The organism is Streptomyces sp. AK08-02 (assembly GCF_033795085.1).
GTDB lineage: Bacteria > Actinomycetota > Actinomycetes > Streptomycetales > Streptomycetaceae > Streptomyces > Streptomyces echiniscabiei.
The window spans coordinates 345,772-359,223 of record NZ_JARAZV010000007.1 but is presented as its reverse complement, the minus strand read 5'-3'; the positions used below and the strand labels follow the sequence as shown (position 1 = coordinate 359,223).

Below are 13,452 nucleotides of genomic sequence, written 5' to 3'. Positions count from 1 at the left end.
ATGGACCTCGACCGGGCCTGGGACCTGCATCCGCAGGTCTCCGTACGCCCCGAACCCTTCGGCGCGCTGCTCTACCACTTCGGGACCCGCAAGCTGTCGTTCCTCAAGGACCGTCGCCTGCTGGCCGTCGTCCAGTCCCTCGCGGACGCGCCCACGGCCCGCGACGCCTGTCTGGCCGCAGGCCTCGACGAGGGTGAACTCCCCCGCTACGGAAGGGCCTTGGCCGTCCTCGTCCAGTCGTCGATGCTCGTCGGAAGGACACCATGACCGCCGCAACCGCCCACACGCCACGGCTGGTCGACCTGTTCGAGCACGGGCTCGACGCGCCGATCTGCCTCACCTGGGAACTGACCTACGCCTGCAACCTGGCCTGCTCCCACTGTCTGTCCAGCTCCGGCAGGCGCGACCCCCGCGAGCTGAGCACCGAGGAGGCCAAGGCCGTCATCGACGAGCTGGAGGCCATGCAGGTCTTCTACGTCAACATCGGCGGTGGTGAACCGACCGTCCGCGCCGACTTCTGGGAACTCCTCGACTACGCCACCGCCCACCACGTGGGCGTGAAGTTCTCCACCAACGGCGTACGCATCACCCCCGACGCCGCCGCCCGTCTCGCCTGCAACGACTACGTGGACGTCCAGATCTCCCTCGACGGCGCGACCGCCGACGTCAACGACGCGATACGCGGGGCCGGTTCGTACGCGACCGCGCTGCGGGCACTGGAGAACCTCGCCGCCGCCGGAATGCGGAACTTCAAGATCTCCGTGGTCTGCACCCGGCACAACATCCCGCAACTGGACGCCTTCAAGGCGCTCGCCGACCGCTTCGGTGCCCAGCTGCGCCTGACCCGGCTTCGGCCGTCCGGACGCGGCGCCGACGTCTGGGACGAACTGCATCCCACGCCCGTACAGCAACGTGCGCTGTACGACTGGCTGTTGGCCAACGGAGAGAACGTCCTGACAGGCGACTCCTTCTTCCATCTCTCCGCGTACGGTGAGGCGTTGCCCGGTCTCAACCTGTGCGGCGCCGGGCGTGTCGTCTGTCTGATCGACCCGGTCGGTGACGTGTACGCCTGTCCGTTCGCCATCCACGAGGAGTTCCTCGCGGGCAACGTCCGTCAGCCGGACGGCTTTTCGGGAGTGTGGCGCGGCTCGGAACTGTTCCGGCGGCTGCGCACCCCGCAGCACGGCGGAGCCTGCGCCTCCTGCGCGTTCTACGACACCTGCAAGGGCGGCTGCATGGCCGCGAAGTTCTTCACCGGGCTGCCGATGGACGGACCCGACCCCGAGTGCGTACAGGGCCACGGGGAAGCGCTGCTGGCCCGCCGCGCCGGAACGCCGGTACCCAAGCCGTCGGGTGACCACTCCCGCAGGTCGGTGGACCTCGTTCTCACCCGGCGGCCACCGGTGAGCGACTGTGCCGAACACCCTTTGGCCGGGCTGGAATTGGCGCCCACCGGAAAGGACGCGACACATGGCTAGGAACCCCTGGTTCGAAACGGTCGCCGAGGCGCAGCGCCGGGCCCGGAAGCGGCTGCCCAGCTCGGTGTACGGCGCGCTCGTCGCGGGCTCCGAACGCGGGCGCACCCTCGACGACAACCTCGCCGCGTTCGGCGAACTGGGCTTCGCCCCGCGCGTGGTGGGCCACCACGCGCGGCGCGACCTGTCGACGACGGTACTGGGCGTACCCACCTCGCTGCCCGTGCTCATCTCGCCGACCGGAGTGCAGGCCGTCGACCCGGACGGGGAGGTGGCGGTCGCCCGGGCCGCGGCGAGCAGGGGCGTCATCATGAGCCTCAGCTCGTTCGCGAGCAAGCCGGTGGAAGAGGTCTCCGCGGCCCGGCCGGACCTCTTCTACCAGCTGTACTGGAGCGGCACGCGCGACACGATGATCCAGCGCATGGACCGGGCCCGGGCGGCGGGAGCCAAGGCGCTCATCGTCACCCTCGACTGGTCGTTCTCCCACGGCCGGGACTGGGGCAGCCCCGCCATCCCGGAGAAGCTCGACCTCCGAACCATGCTGAAGTTCGCCCCCGACGTGCTGCCCAGGCCCGGGTGGCTGTGGCGCCACGCGAGATCCGGACGCGCCCCCGACCTCACCGTGCCCAACCTGCGGGCCCCCGGCGGCCGGGCGCCCACCTTCTTCGGCGCCTACGGCGAGTGGATGCGGACCGCGCCGCCCACCTGGGAGGACGTCAAGTGGCTGCGCGGCGAGTGGGGAGGTCCCTTCCTGCTCAAGGGGGTCACCCGGGTCGACGACGCCAGACGGGCCGTCGACGCCGGCGTGTCCGCCCTGTCCGTGTCCAACCACGGCGGCAACAACCTCGACACCACCCCGGCCACGATCCGCGTGCTCCCCTCGATCGCCGAAGCGGTCGGCGACCAGGTCGAAGTCCTGCTGGACGGCGGCATCCGGCGGGGCAGCGATGTCGCGAAGGCCCTCGCCCTCGGTGCCCGTGCCGTCCTGATCGGCCGCGCCTATCTGTGGGGCCTGGCGGCGGGCGGACGGGCCGGCGTCGAGAACGTGCTGGACATCCTGCGCGGCGGCCTCGACTCGGCCGTCCTCGGCCTCGGCCACTCCTCCGTCCACGAACTGTCGCCCCGGGATCTGGTGATCCCGCCCGGCTTCCCGCTGACCCTGGGCGGCGAGGACGTACCGGTGGCCCGTCCCGCCCCGGTCGACTGAACATGGCGGCGCGCTTCCTGGCCGACGCCGTCTGGCCCGCCGTACCGTCCGGTGCGCCGGTCCTCGTCCCGGTCGGGTCCACCGAGCAGCACGGCCCGCATCTCCCGCTCGACACGGACACCGTCGTCGCCCGGGCCGTCGTACGGCGCACCGCGGACTCCCTGCCCGCGTCGCTGGTGGCACCGCCGATCGCCTACGGGGCCAGCGGTGAACACGCGCACTTCCCGGGAACCGTCTCGATCGGGCACGAGGCGCTGTGCGCGGTGCTCGTGGAACTGACCCGCTCGTTCTCCCTCTGGGCGGGCCGCGTCGTGTTCGTCAACGGCCACGGGGGCAACACCGCCGCACTGGACACGGCTGTCGGTCGACTGCGTGCCGAGGGCCACGACATCGCCTGGACCGCCTGTGGGACACCCGGCGGCGACGCGCACGCCGGCCGAACGGAGACCTCCCTGATGCTGCATCTGGAACCGGAGCGTGTACGGCTCGACGCGGCCGTGGCTGGAGACACGCGCCCCCTGGCCGACCTCCTGCCGGACCTCGTGGCCCACGGCGTCCGCGCGGTCTCGCCCTCCGGTGTGCTCGGCGATCCCACCGGGGCCTCGGCCGAGGAAGGCCGCCGAACACTGGACGCGATGGTGTCGGCCACCGTCCACCGGATCGGCGCCTGGACGGTCGACGACCGGGGACGCCTCGCCGATCCGGCCCGCCGGCTCGGGACCGTAGGCCGATGACGCTGCCCGCCGGAGCCGGCGTCGTCGTCGCGTTCGACCGGCACACCAGAGTCGTCGACGGCGGCCGCGCACTCGTCGGAGGGTTCCCCACCCGGCTGCTGCGGCTGACACCGCGGGCCCGCGGACTCCTCGTCGGCCGTACGGTTCCCGTACGGGACGCGGCGAGCGCGTTCCTCGCGGAGCGACTGATCGAGGGCGGCATGGCCCACCCCGTCGTCGACTCGCTGCCGACGCCACCCGACCCCCGGTACACGGTTGTCATCCCGGTCCGTGACCGTCCACTCCCGCTGGACCGGCTGCTGCGCAGCATCGGCACAGGTGGAACTGGTGGCACAGGCGGTGCACGGCGTACGGGACCTCCGGTGATCGTGGTCGACGACGCCTCGCGGCATCCCCTCGCCGTGGCCGCCGTCGCCGCCCGGCACGGTGCCCGGCTGGTCGCCCTGGACACCAACACCGGGCCCGCCGGCGCGCGCAACGCCGGGCTGCGTCACGTCACCACGCCGTACGTGGTCTTCGCCGACTCCGACATCGTGCTGGACCCCGACACGGTGCCTACCCTGCTCCGGCACTTCGCCGATCCCCGGGTCGCCATGGCCGTACCCCGCATCACCGGGCTGACCGGCCGCACCGCGACCTGGATCGAGCGGTACGAGAACACCCGGTCCTCCCTCGACCTCGGCGCCCGTCCGGCCGCGGTGCGTCCCGGTACGCCCGTCTCCTGGGCGCCTACGGCCTGCGCGGTGGTGCGGGTGGACGCCCTGCACGAGATGGGCGGGTTCGACGAGGGGATGCGGGTGGGGGAGGACGTCGACCTGTGCTGGCGGCTGATCGAAGCGGGGCTGCGCGTCCGCTACGAGCCCGCCGTCCGGGCCTGCCACGAGCACCGGGCGCGGCTCGGCGACTGGTTCCTGCGCAAGGCCGTCTACGGGACCGGAGCGCATCCGCTCGCCCTGCGCCATCCCGAGTTCATCGCCCCGGCCGTGTTCGCCCCCTGGAGCGCGGTGTTCGCCGCCGTGCTGCTCACCGGGCGGCGCTGGTCGGCGCCGGTCGCGGGCACCGTCCTCGGCCTCGTCACCCTGCGCGTCGGCCGCAAGCTCGACGGCACCCGGCACCCGTACCGGCTGGCCGTGCCGCTCGCGGGCAACGGCGCCCTCGCCACCCTGGCGCAGACCTCCGCGCTCCTCACCCGGCACTGGTGGCCGCTCACCGCCGTCGGCTGCCTGCTGTCCCGGCGGGTGCGCCGGGCCGCCGCGGTCGCCGCGTTGGCCGACATCGCACTCGAGTACCGGCCCGGGGACGGGGCACTGGACCCGTTCCGCTACGGCGTCGCCCGCCGGCTCGACGACCTCGCCTACGGTGCCGGCGTGTGGTTCTCCGCGCTCAGGGGCCGCTCCACCGCCGCCTTGCGGCCCCGCGTCACACGGGGGAGGCCGACCAGTCCCGGTCAGCGGAAAGAGCCCAGCGCGCCTCGCGGGGCGTCACGACACTGAGGACATCCTGCCGCCGGGGACGTGCGGCGCATGCGATGGATCAGTCACCAGGAGGTGTGCGGCGTGACGCATGAAGTGGTCGGTCGTGTCGAGGAGCTGGGTTCCGAACTGGCCGCACTCGCCGACGAGAACGAGTCACTCGGGAAACTGAGTGACCGGACCGTCGAACTGGTCAGGTCCGCCGGGGTCATCCGGCTTCTGCAGCCCAAGGAGTTCGGCGGATTCGGCGCCCACCCCCGGGACTTCGCGGAGGCGGTGATGGCGGTCGCCCGGCACGACGGGGCCGCCGGCTGGGTGTGCGGAGTCGTCGGAGTGCACCCCTGGGAACTGGCCCAGATGGATCCCCGGCTCGCCCACGAGGTGTGGGACGAGAACCCGGACACCTGGATCGCCTCGCCCTACATGCCCAACGGCATCGCCGAACCGGTGGACGGCGGCTATGTCCTCAGCGGACGCTGGCCGTTCTCCTCGGGCAGCGACCACTGCGGCTGGGACTTCCTCGGCGCGCTCCTCGGCGACGGCAAGGGGAGGCCCGCCGGGCCCATCACCGTCCTGCACGTCGTGCTGCCCCGCTCGGACTACGAGATCATCGACGGCACCTGGGACGTGGTCGGGCTGTCGGGCACCGGCAGCAAGGACGTCGTCGTCGACAAGGCGTTCATCCCCTCCTACCGCGCCATCCGGCAGGAAGCGGTCCAGGAGGGCGCCGCCGCGGAGGCCGTCGGGCTCACCGACACCCTCTACAAACTGCCCTTCAGCTCGATGTTCCCGCTCGGCATCACCGCGGCCGTCATCGGCATCTGCGAGGGCGCGCTCGCCGTGCACCTGGCCCAGCAGCGCGACCGCGTCGCCGTGACGGGCGTCCAGGTGCGCGACGACCCGTACGTCCTCTACGCCGCAGGGGAGGCCGCGGCGGAGATCGCCGCCTCCCGCGTCCAACTGATCGACGGCATCAGCCGGTTGTACGACCAGATCGAGGCCGGCCGGACCATCAGCATCGAGGACCGGGCCGACGTACGGCGCAACCAGGTCCGTTGTGCCTGGCGGGCCGTGTCCGCGCTGGACGAGATCTTCGCCAGGTCGGGCGGGAACGCGATCCGGCGGGGCAATCCGATGCAGCGCTTCTGGCGGGACGCGCATGTCGGGCTCCAGCACATGATCCATGTCCCCGGCTCGGCCTATCACGCGAACGCCCTGGCCCAGATGGGACTTGAGCTGCCCGAGCCGATGCGCATCCTGATCTGAGGAGACCGGATGAGCGACAGCTCCGGCCGCCCGGCGACCACGATCGACGGGCGCCAATTCCGCGACGTCCTGGGAAACTTCCCCACGAGCGTCGTCGCGATCACCACCACGGACGCCGAACGGCGCCCGCACGGAATGGTGGTCGGGACTTTCACCTCCGTATCCCTGGACCCGCCCCTGGTGTCCTTTCTCGTCGACCGTTCCTCCGCGACCCTGCGGACGATCCGCACCGCGGGCCGATTCTGCGCCAATTCGCTAGCGGGCAACCAGGAACGGCTGTCCCGGCAGCTGGCGGGCCCGGCGTCGCGGAGGTTCGACGCCACCACCTGGAGCGCGTCCGCGCTGGGCAATCCCATGCTCGACGGGGTGGTCGCCTGGGTCGACTGCACGGTGGAGCAGTTCGTCGAGATCGGGGATCACTGGCTGGTCGTGGGACGGGTCCGCGATCTTCGCGTCGAATCACCGAAAACCCCGCTGCTGTTCTTCCGGGGCGGATACGGCGACTATCTCGCGAGCGCGACGCTCGTGCTGGACAGGCTTGTCGGTTGGTAACGACTGCTGATGATGAGTAACGAGCTCAAAGGGGAGCCGTAAATGAAGAAGGACCTCCATATAAGACTGCAGAGAATATCGGCGTGGTGCGGCGTCATCCTCTTCGTGGGATTCCTCGCCGCGTTCGCCATCGGCCACCTCACCCCGCCGATGAGCCCCACGGAGAGCCCTGACGACGTCGTCGCGTTCCTCAAGGACCACCGCACGGGGATCCTCACCTGTGTCGCCCTGATGGTGCTGCTCGTCCCGTTCGAGTACCCGTACGTCATCGTGACGAGCATGCAGCTGCGCCGGGTCGAGGGCGGCTGGGGGCTCCTGTCCATGATCCAGCTCACCACCGGTGTGGTGGCCCCGCTCGGGTTCTTCTTCCCGCTCGCCATCCTGGCCGCCGCGGCCTACCGCCCCGAGAGCCACTCCGTCGACGTCCTGACCGCGATGGTCGACACCTTCTGGCTCATGTTCGTGGGCAACGCCTGCATCTTCGTCCTCCAGGTCTGGTCGATCGGCTACGCCGCGTTCATCGACCACACGCGGGCGAAGCCGCTCTTCCCGCGCTGGTACGGCTGGCTCAGCATCGTGCTGGGCGTGACGCTCGTTCCGGGCGCCTTCGTCTTCCTCAACCAGACCGGTCCGCTCGCCTGGAACGGACTGCTCGCGAACATCATCCCCTCGGTCGCGTACGCCGTCTGGAAGATCGCGACCCCGTACGTGCTGCTGAAGGCGATCACGAACGAGGAGCGGGAACCGGCCGGGAAACCGGAGAACGAACCGGTGATCGTGTAGGACAGCCACAACAGCTCGGGCCCCGCGGTGAGTTCGCGGGGCCCAGATGTGCTGACGGCTGTCAGGTCAGATCGAGAGCGCGAACCCGCCCGTCACCCGGAGCGTCTCGCCGGTGACGAAGGACGCCTTCGAGGAGGCGAGGTAGAGCAGCGCCTCGACGATGTCCCGTTCCTCGCCCTCGCGCCCCAGGATCTGCTCACCCAGAACGCGTTCGGCCTCGGCGGCCGACAGTTGGGCCCGGACGGTCTCGGTGAGGATCAGACCGGGCGCTATCGCGTTGACCCGGATGCCGTCGGCGGCGAACTCACGGGCGAACGACGCCGTCAGGCCCCGTACGGCCAGCTTGGACACGCCGTAGATGCTGCGGTTCGCGTAGGCGGCCGACGACGAGATGTTGACGATCGAGGCGCCGGCCCGGTCCTTCATGGCCTCCCGGGCGGCCAACGAACAGATGATGACGCCCATGACGTTGACGTCGAGCACACGCCGTACGTTCGCGAGGCCCAGTTCGGTGAACGGCCTGTTGTAGGCGGCGTGCAGGCCCGCGTTGTTGACCAGGAGGTCGAGTCCGCCGTGTCGTTCGGTGATCTCGTCCACGACCGCGCCCACAGCGGCCTCGTCGGCGACATCACAGCTGATGCCGGTCGCGCGCCTGCCCCGTGCCGTGAGTTCCGCCGCTGCCTCGGCCGCCGCGTCCCCGTCGATGTCGGCGAGCACGACATACGCGCCGAGGGCCGACAGGGCCTCCCCGAACGCCTTGCCGAACCCCCGCCCGCCTCCGGTGACGAGCGCCACCCTGCCCTCGTACTCGCTGCTGTGTCGCGCGTTGTCCCGCGGATCCTTGTCCGGCATCAGAGCCTCACCTCGGTCCGAATCGCTGGCCGGCGTCCAGACGGAGGCACTGGCCGTTGAGCATGGGGTTGTCCACGACGGCGAGCGCGAGCTTCGCGTACTCCTCGGGGTGGCCCAGACGCCGGGGGAACGCGGCGTCCTTGACCAGCGCGGCCCGAACCTCGGCCGGGATCCTCTCGGTGGCGCCCGTCTCGAACAGGCTGGGTGCGATGGCGACGACGCGGATGCCGAGGGAACCGAGGTCGCGGGCCATGGTGAGGCTCATTCCGGCGATCGCGGCCTTGGCCGCCGAGTAGGCGACCTGGCCGACCTGTCCCTCGAAGGCGGCGATCGACGACGTGTTGACGATGACGCCCCGTTCACCGTCAGGCTCCTCGGGCTCGTTGCGGCTCATGTGGGCGGCGGCCAGGCGACTGACGTTGAAGGTGGCGACGGCGTTGAGGTCGAGCACCCGACGGAAGGTCTCCAGATCGTGGGGCCCGTCCTTGCCGAGCGTGCGCCGTACGCTGCCGCCGCCCGCCGTGGTGACCGACACATGCAGCCCGCCCAGGGCCTCGACGGCATCGCCCAACACGCTCTCCGTCGCCTCGAAGTCGGTCACGTCGACGGGGTGGAAGCTCCCGCCGAACGCCGCGGCGACCTCGGCGCCCGCCGACGCCGGCCGGTCCAGCACGGCGACATCCGCGCCGCGGGCGGCCAGCAGTTCGGCGGTGGCCCGGCCCATGCCTGAGGCACCGCCGAACACCACGGCCTTCTTGCCCTTGATCTCCATCGGGAACCTTTCGGGGTCTTCTTCTTCGTCTTCTTCGGGCCTTCTACGGTTCGCGCTTCTTCAGGCTCGGCCGGACGCGGATGCGGACGTGGTGGCGATGGCGCGGGAGGGCCGCAGAAGGGTGACAAGGCGGTCGCGGTGGACGGCCGCGTCGCCGTACAGGACGCTGTCGGCCCTGGCCCGGCGCAGATAGAGATGCAGGTCGTGTTCCCAGGTGAAGCCGATACCGCCGTGCAGTTGGAGTGCCCGGGCCGCGACCTCGCCGGCGCCCGCCGAGACGTACGAGGCGGCGGCACAGGCCGCGCGGGCGGCGTCGGCGGTGCCCGCGTCGGTGGCCATCGCCGCGTAGTGAGTGGCCGCGCGGGCGCCGTGCACGAGGAGAGCCATGTCGGCGGCCGAGTGCTTGACGGCCTGGAAGCCGCCGATCGGCTGCCCGAACTGCACCCGGGTCGTGGTGTGTTCGACCGTGAGTTCCAGCAGGCGCCGCATGACACCGAGCGCGTCCGCGCACCGCAGCACCGACGCCTCGTCGAGCAGCCGCTGGATCTCGTCGGGCCCGCTGGTGAGGCGGCGGTCGGCGGGGACGCGTACGCCGTCGACGCGGACCTCGTGGAACGCGCGGGTCGGATCGAGGGTGCGTTGGCGCCGGACGGTGATGCCCGGGGCTTCGCGGTCGACGAGGAACGAGGCAGGGACACCGTCGTGCAGGGCGGTGAGGAGGAGCCAGCGGGCGCCGCCGGCGTCCTGTACCGCCGTCTTCACCCCGTCGAGGACGAACGCGTCCCCGTCGACGCGGGCGGTGGCACGGATGCCGTCGAGGGACCAGGGCGCCCGGGATTCGGCGAACGCCCAGGTGGCCCAGGACGATCCGGCGGCCAGGCCGGGCAGCACCTCGGACCGTAGGCCGGGTGAGCCCCCGATGGCGAGAGCCCGGCCGACGATCGCGGTGGGCACGAACGGACCCCGGCCGAGAGCGCCCCCGAACTCCTCGGCGACGAGGGCGAGTTCCACCAGCCCCTGACCGCTGCCGCCGTACTCCTCGGACAGGCCGAGGCCGGGCCAGCCGAGTTCGGCCGTCAGCCGCCACACCTCGGGGTCGACGTCCTCGTCACGGTCGAGCCACGCCCGTACGTGCTCGATCGGGGCCCGGTCCGCCAGCAGATCGCGCGAGGCTCCGCGCAACATGCCCTGCTCTTCACTGAGCTCGAAGTTCACCTCAACAAAGTATCCTCTTTCCCTGATTGGGTCGAGGTTGTTGGCTGGAGTTCGGCCAGTTGTCCCTGCTTTCAGGGCCTCTTGCTGCTGGACCTGTTGATCGCGGCCGGAGTTAAGTACTCTGAATTGCATGGTTGACGCCGTACTTCTCTCCGCGTGCCGTACCGCGATCGGGACCGCCCGACGAGGAACCCTGCGGGACACCAGTGCCTTCGAACTCGCCACCGTCGTCGTGCGCGAGGCCGCGTACCGCAGCGGGCTGCCCCTGGAAACGATCGACGACGTCGTCCTCGGTGAGTCCCTCGCCGGGGGTGGTGACATCGCCCGGTACGCGGCCCTCCAGGCCGGGCTGACCCATGTACCCGGTCTGGCCCACAACCGGCACTGCGCCTCCGGGCTGGCCAGTGTGGCGACCGCCGCCGGGAGCGTACGTGCCGGAATGGACCGCGCGGTCGTCGCGGGCGGCACGCACTCCTCGTCCACGGCTCCGGTGGCCCGGTGGCGGGTTCCGGGCACCGACGACTGGCAGGACCCCTGGATGGCGCCGACCCATGACCCGACGCCCGAGGCTCCCAACAACGACATGGGCGTCCTCGTCGGCTGGAACACGGCCCGGCTGGCAGGGCTCACCCGTGAGGAGATGGACGCCTGGGCACTGCGCTCGCACGAGCGGGCGGTACGGGCCGTCGACGAGGGCCGGTTCACCGACGAGATCGTGCCGGTGCAGGTCATGGGCGGCGGCAGGGGCGCCCCGACCTCCGGCACCGGGGCTTTCGTCGTGTTCGACACCGACGAGCATCCCCGGCGCGACACCACCGCGGCGAGACTGGCGTCGCTGAAGGTGCTGCACCCCGAGATCGAGGGCTTCTCCATCACCGCGGGCAACTCCAGCGGGGTGAACGACGGCGCGGCGGCGGTCGTGGTCGCCGGTTCGGATCTCGCCGCCGCGCACGGACTCGCGCCGCTCGCGACCATACGGTCCTGGGCGAGTGTCGGGGTCGATCCGGTCGAGACGGGGCTGGCGCCGATCGCCGCGATCCGCAAGGCGCTCGGCCGGGCCGGGCTCGGCATCGGTGACGTCGACCTCTTCGAGGTCAACGAGGCATTCGCCGCGGTCGCCGTCGCCACCACCCGTGAACTGGGCCTCGACCCGGAGCGGGTGAACCCGTTCGGCAGCGGGTGCAGCCTCGGTCACCCGATCGCCACCACCGGCACCCGCATGGTGGTGACGCTGGCCCACGAACTGCGCCGCAGGGGTGGCGGGACGGCGGTCGCGGCGATGTGCGCGGGTGGGGGGATGGGGTCGGCCATGGTTCTGACGGTGTGACTGCTGCGGTCGCGGTCGGGTGGAGGGGCTGGAATGGCGTGTGCGGGTGTGTCGTGGCTGGTCGGGCAGGTCCCCGCGCCCCTGAAGGAGAGGCGGGCCGCGTCGCCTCTCCTTCGGGAAACGCTCAGCGTGCCGCCCAGCTGACCGTCTTGGTCTGCAGATACTCGTCGAGTCCGAACTCGCCCCACTCCCGGCCGAGTCCGCTCTGTTTGTAGCCGCCGAAGGCCGCCCGTGGGTTGACCCCGGCGCTCCCGCCGTTGATGGCCACCCCGCCGGCCCGGATACGCGACGCGATCTCGTGGGCGGCCACGGTGTCGGCGCTCCAGACGGCGCCGGCCAGGCCGTACGGGCTGTCGTTCGCGATCCGTACCGCCTCCTCGTCGGTGGCGAACGGGATGACGACGCCGACCGGTCCGAAGAACTCCGTACGCGCGATGGTCATCGCGTTGTCCACGCCGGTGAAGAGGGTGGGTTCCACGAACCAGCCCCGGTCGAGGCCGGCGGGGCGTTTGCCGCCATGGACGATTCGGGCTCCCTCCTCCTCGCCGACGCGGATCAGCTTCTCGACCTTGTCCCGCTGGGCAGCGCTGATCAGCGGGCCCATGGTGGTGGCCGGGTCGGCCGGGTCGCCGACCCTGACGGCGGCGAGCCCTTCGCACAGCCGGGCCACCAGTTCGTCGTGGACGGACTCGTGCACCAGCGTGCGGGTCAGCAGCGAGCAGCCCTGGCCCGCGTGGGCGGTGATGCCCATGAGCGCGGACCGTACGGCGCCGTCGAGGTCGCCGTCGGCGCGGACGATGCTCGCCGACTTGCCGCCGAGTTCGAGGACGACCTTCTTCAGGGAGGCCGCGGCCTGGGCGTAGACCGTGCGCCCGACGGTGTCGGACCCGGTGAAGCTGACCAGGTCCACCATGGGATGGGTGGTCAGTTCGCGGCCGGCCTCGATGTCGCCGGTCACGATGTTCAGCACACCGGGCGGCAGCCCGGCGGCGTCGGCGAAGTCGCCGATCAGAAGGGACTCCAGGGGAGTCGCGGGCGCCGGTTTCAGTACGGCGGTGCAGCCGGCCGCGAGTGCGGGGATCACCTTCATCATGCTGAGGAAGAAGGGGAAGTTGTAGGCGGAGATCAGGGCGCACACGCCGAACGCCTCGCGGCGCAGCACCCCTTGGGAGATGCCGGTGCCCGGCGCGATCGTGGGCTCCATCGGGCGCTCCCAGGCGAAGGCCGGCATGACGCGCTCCGCCATGTCGCGCAGGTGCGCCACCGGAACCCGGGTCTGCAGACTCTCCGCGAGCGGACGGACCGATCCCGCCTCGGCGATGTTGACGGCCACGAGATCCGGGAGTCGGCGCTCCATCTCCTCGGCCATGCGCAACAGCACCGCGGCCCGCTCGGCGGGCTTCAGTCGGGGCCACGGGCCCTGGTCGAAGGCCCGCCGTGCCGCCTCGACGGCGTGGCGCACATCGGAGATCGAGGACTGGGGGACTTCCGCGATCAACTCCTCCGTCGCCGGATTGCGCACGACGAGGGACATGTCCGAATCACCGTCCGTGCGACGCCCGTCGATGTAGAGCTGCGAAGAGAACGAGTAGGCCTTCGTCATGGAGTTGAGTGTACTTAATAGCGGGCGCCGGGGAAGGGGGTGTGCTGATCGGCCCCGTGTCAGGCGTCTGTCAGGTTTCTTGAACCTGACGGGACGCTAATCCGTATGCTGAATCATTGACTGGACCGATCGGTACAGGTAACTTCGGCCTCATCCGCGGGGTGGATTCTGCGCGAACGACGATGTTCGAAAGA

General features: G+C 71.0%; 13 protein-coding genes. 9 read left to right on the top strand and 4 right to left on the bottom strand.

Annotated elements, in window-relative coordinates; all coding sequences use genetic code 11:
• From mftB to PV734_RS17180, 8 genes are all read left to right on the top strand, one after another.
• On the top strand, positions 1–267 hold the full coding sequence (gene mftB, locus PV734_RS17215) for a mycofactocin biosynthesis chaperone MftB (RefSeq protein ID WP_319095583.1): 267 nt from the start codon (positions 1–3) through the stop codon (positions 265–267).
• Complete coding sequence (gene mftC, locus PV734_RS17210) at positions 264–1,478, top strand: mycofactocin radical SAM maturase (RefSeq protein WP_319095584.1); 1,215 nt, start codon at positions 264–266, stop codon at positions 1,476–1,478. The genes mftB and mftC overlap by 4 nt, the downstream gene beginning before the upstream one ends.
• A complete protein-coding gene (gene mftD, locus PV734_RS17205) occupies positions 1,471–2,682 on the top strand; it encodes a pre-mycofactocin synthase MftD (RefSeq protein ID WP_319290176.1) in 1,212 nt (403 codons plus the stop codon). Before mftC ends, mftD begins: the two co-directional genes overlap by 8 nt.
• Positions 2,683–2,684: 2 nt before the next feature.
• Entirely contained in the window at positions 2,685–3,416 is a 732-nt protein-coding gene (mftE, locus tag PV734_RS17200; RefSeq protein WP_319290174.1) for a mycofactocin biosynthesis peptidyl-dipeptidase MftE, read from the top strand.
• A complete protein-coding gene (mftF, locus tag PV734_RS17195) occupies positions 3,413–4,909 on the top strand; it encodes a mycofactocin biosynthesis glycosyltransferase MftF (RefSeq protein ID WP_319095587.1) in 1,497 nt (498 codons plus the stop codon). The genes mftE and mftF overlap by 4 nt, the downstream gene beginning before the upstream one ends.
• A 63-nt stretch (positions 4,910–4,972) precedes the next feature.
• Positions 4,973–6,154, top strand: coding sequence for a hydroxylase (locus PV734_RS17190; RefSeq protein WP_319095588.1), 1,182 nt, complete (start codon positions 4,973–4,975; stop codon positions 6,152–6,154).
• 9 nt (positions 6,155–6,163) lie between these two features.
• Positions 6,164–6,706 (top strand): flavin reductase family protein, encoded by a 543-nt coding sequence (locus PV734_RS17185; protein ID WP_319290172.1) that lies wholly within the window; start codon positions 6,164–6,166, stop codon positions 6,704–6,706.
• A 42-nt stretch (positions 6,707–6,748) separates the two neighbouring features.
• On the top strand, positions 6,749–7,489 hold the full coding sequence (locus PV734_RS17180; protein WP_319095590.1) for a hypothetical protein: 741 nt from the start codon (positions 6,749–6,751) through the stop codon (positions 7,487–7,489).
• A 66-nt stretch (positions 7,490–7,555) separates the two neighbouring features.
• On the opposite strand, the gene PV734_RS17175 is transcribed toward PV734_RS17180, so the two are convergent.
• Genes PV734_RS17175 through PV734_RS17165 form a run of 3 tightly spaced genes read right to left on the bottom strand, consistent with a single transcriptional unit; the run spans position 7,556 to position 10,328 of the window.
• Positions 7,556–8,341, bottom strand: coding sequence for an SDR family oxidoreductase (locus PV734_RS17175; RefSeq protein ID WP_319095591.1), 786 nt, complete (start codon positions 8,339–8,341; stop codon positions 7,556–7,558).
• A gap of 7 nt (positions 8,342–8,348) precedes the next feature.
• Complete coding sequence (locus PV734_RS17170) at positions 8,349–9,113, bottom strand: SDR family NAD(P)-dependent oxidoreductase (RefSeq protein WP_319290170.1); 765 nt, start codon at positions 9,111–9,113, stop codon at positions 8,349–8,351.
• Between the two features lie 60 nt (positions 9,114–9,173).
• The gene (locus PV734_RS17165) at positions 9,174–10,328 is read right to left on the bottom strand and encodes an acyl-CoA dehydrogenase family protein (RefSeq protein WP_319095593.1); all 1,155 of its coding nucleotides are present in this window, start codon (positions 10,326–10,328) and stop codon (positions 9,174–9,176) included.
• Positions 10,329–10,458: 130 nt separating this feature from the next.
• On the opposite strand from PV734_RS17165, the gene PV734_RS17160 reads away from it, so the two are divergent.
• On the top strand, positions 10,459–11,655 hold the full coding sequence (locus tag PV734_RS17160) for a thiolase family protein (RefSeq protein ID WP_319095594.1): 1,197 nt from the start codon (positions 10,459–10,461) through the stop codon (positions 11,653–11,655).
• 124 nt (positions 11,656–11,779) lie between these two features.
• Here the strand turns inward: PV734_RS17160 and PV734_RS17155 are convergent, their stop codons facing one another.
• Complete coding sequence (locus PV734_RS17155) at positions 11,780–13,258, bottom strand: aldehyde dehydrogenase family protein (protein WP_319095595.1); 1,479 nt, start codon at positions 13,256–13,258, stop codon at positions 11,780–11,782.
• Positions 13,259–13,452 lie beyond the last annotated feature (194 nt).

What these genes read in the sequence shown, in the direction of transcription:
- mftB (WP_319095583.1), top strand. Translation starts at nt 1, where the DNA reads ATGGACCTCGACCGGGCCTGGGACCTGCATCCGCAGGTCTCCGTACGC.
- mftC (WP_319095584.1), top strand. Translation starts at nt 264, where the DNA reads ATGACCGCCGCAACCGCCCACACGCCACGGCTGGTCGACCTGTTCGAG.
- mftD (WP_319290176.1), top strand. Translation starts at nt 1,471, where the DNA reads ATGGCTAGGAACCCCTGGTTCGAAACGGTCGCCGAGGCGCAGCGCCGG.
- mftE (WP_319290174.1), top strand. Translation starts at nt 2,685, where the DNA reads ATGGCGGCGCGCTTCCTGGCCGACGCCGTCTGGCCCGCCGTACCGTCC.
- mftF (WP_319095587.1), top strand. Translation starts at nt 3,413, where the DNA reads ATGACGCTGCCCGCCGGAGCCGGCGTCGTCGTCGCGTTCGACCGGCAC.
- PV734_RS17185 (WP_319290172.1), top strand. Translation starts at nt 6,164, where the DNA reads ATGAGCGACAGCTCCGGCCGCCCGGCGACCACGATCGACGGGCGCCAA.
- PV734_RS17180 (WP_319095590.1), top strand. Translation starts at nt 6,749, where the DNA reads ATGAAGAAGGACCTCCATATAAGACTGCAGAGAATATCGGCGTGGTGC.
- PV734_RS17175 (WP_319095591.1), bottom strand. Translation starts at nt 8,341, where the DNA reads ATGCCGGACAAGGATCCGCGGGACAACGCGCGACACAGCAGCGAGTAC.
- PV734_RS17170 (WP_319290170.1), bottom strand. Translation starts at nt 9,113, where the DNA reads ATGGAGATCAAGGGCAAGAAGGCCGTGGTGTTCGGCGGTGCCTCAGGC.
- PV734_RS17160 (WP_319095594.1), top strand. Translation starts at nt 10,459, where the DNA reads ATGGTTGACGCCGTACTTCTCTCCGCGTGCCGTACCGCGATCGGGACC.
- PV734_RS17155 (WP_319095595.1), bottom strand. Translation starts at nt 13,258, where the DNA reads ATGACGAAGGCCTACTCGTTCTCTTCGCAGCTCTACATCGACGGGCGT.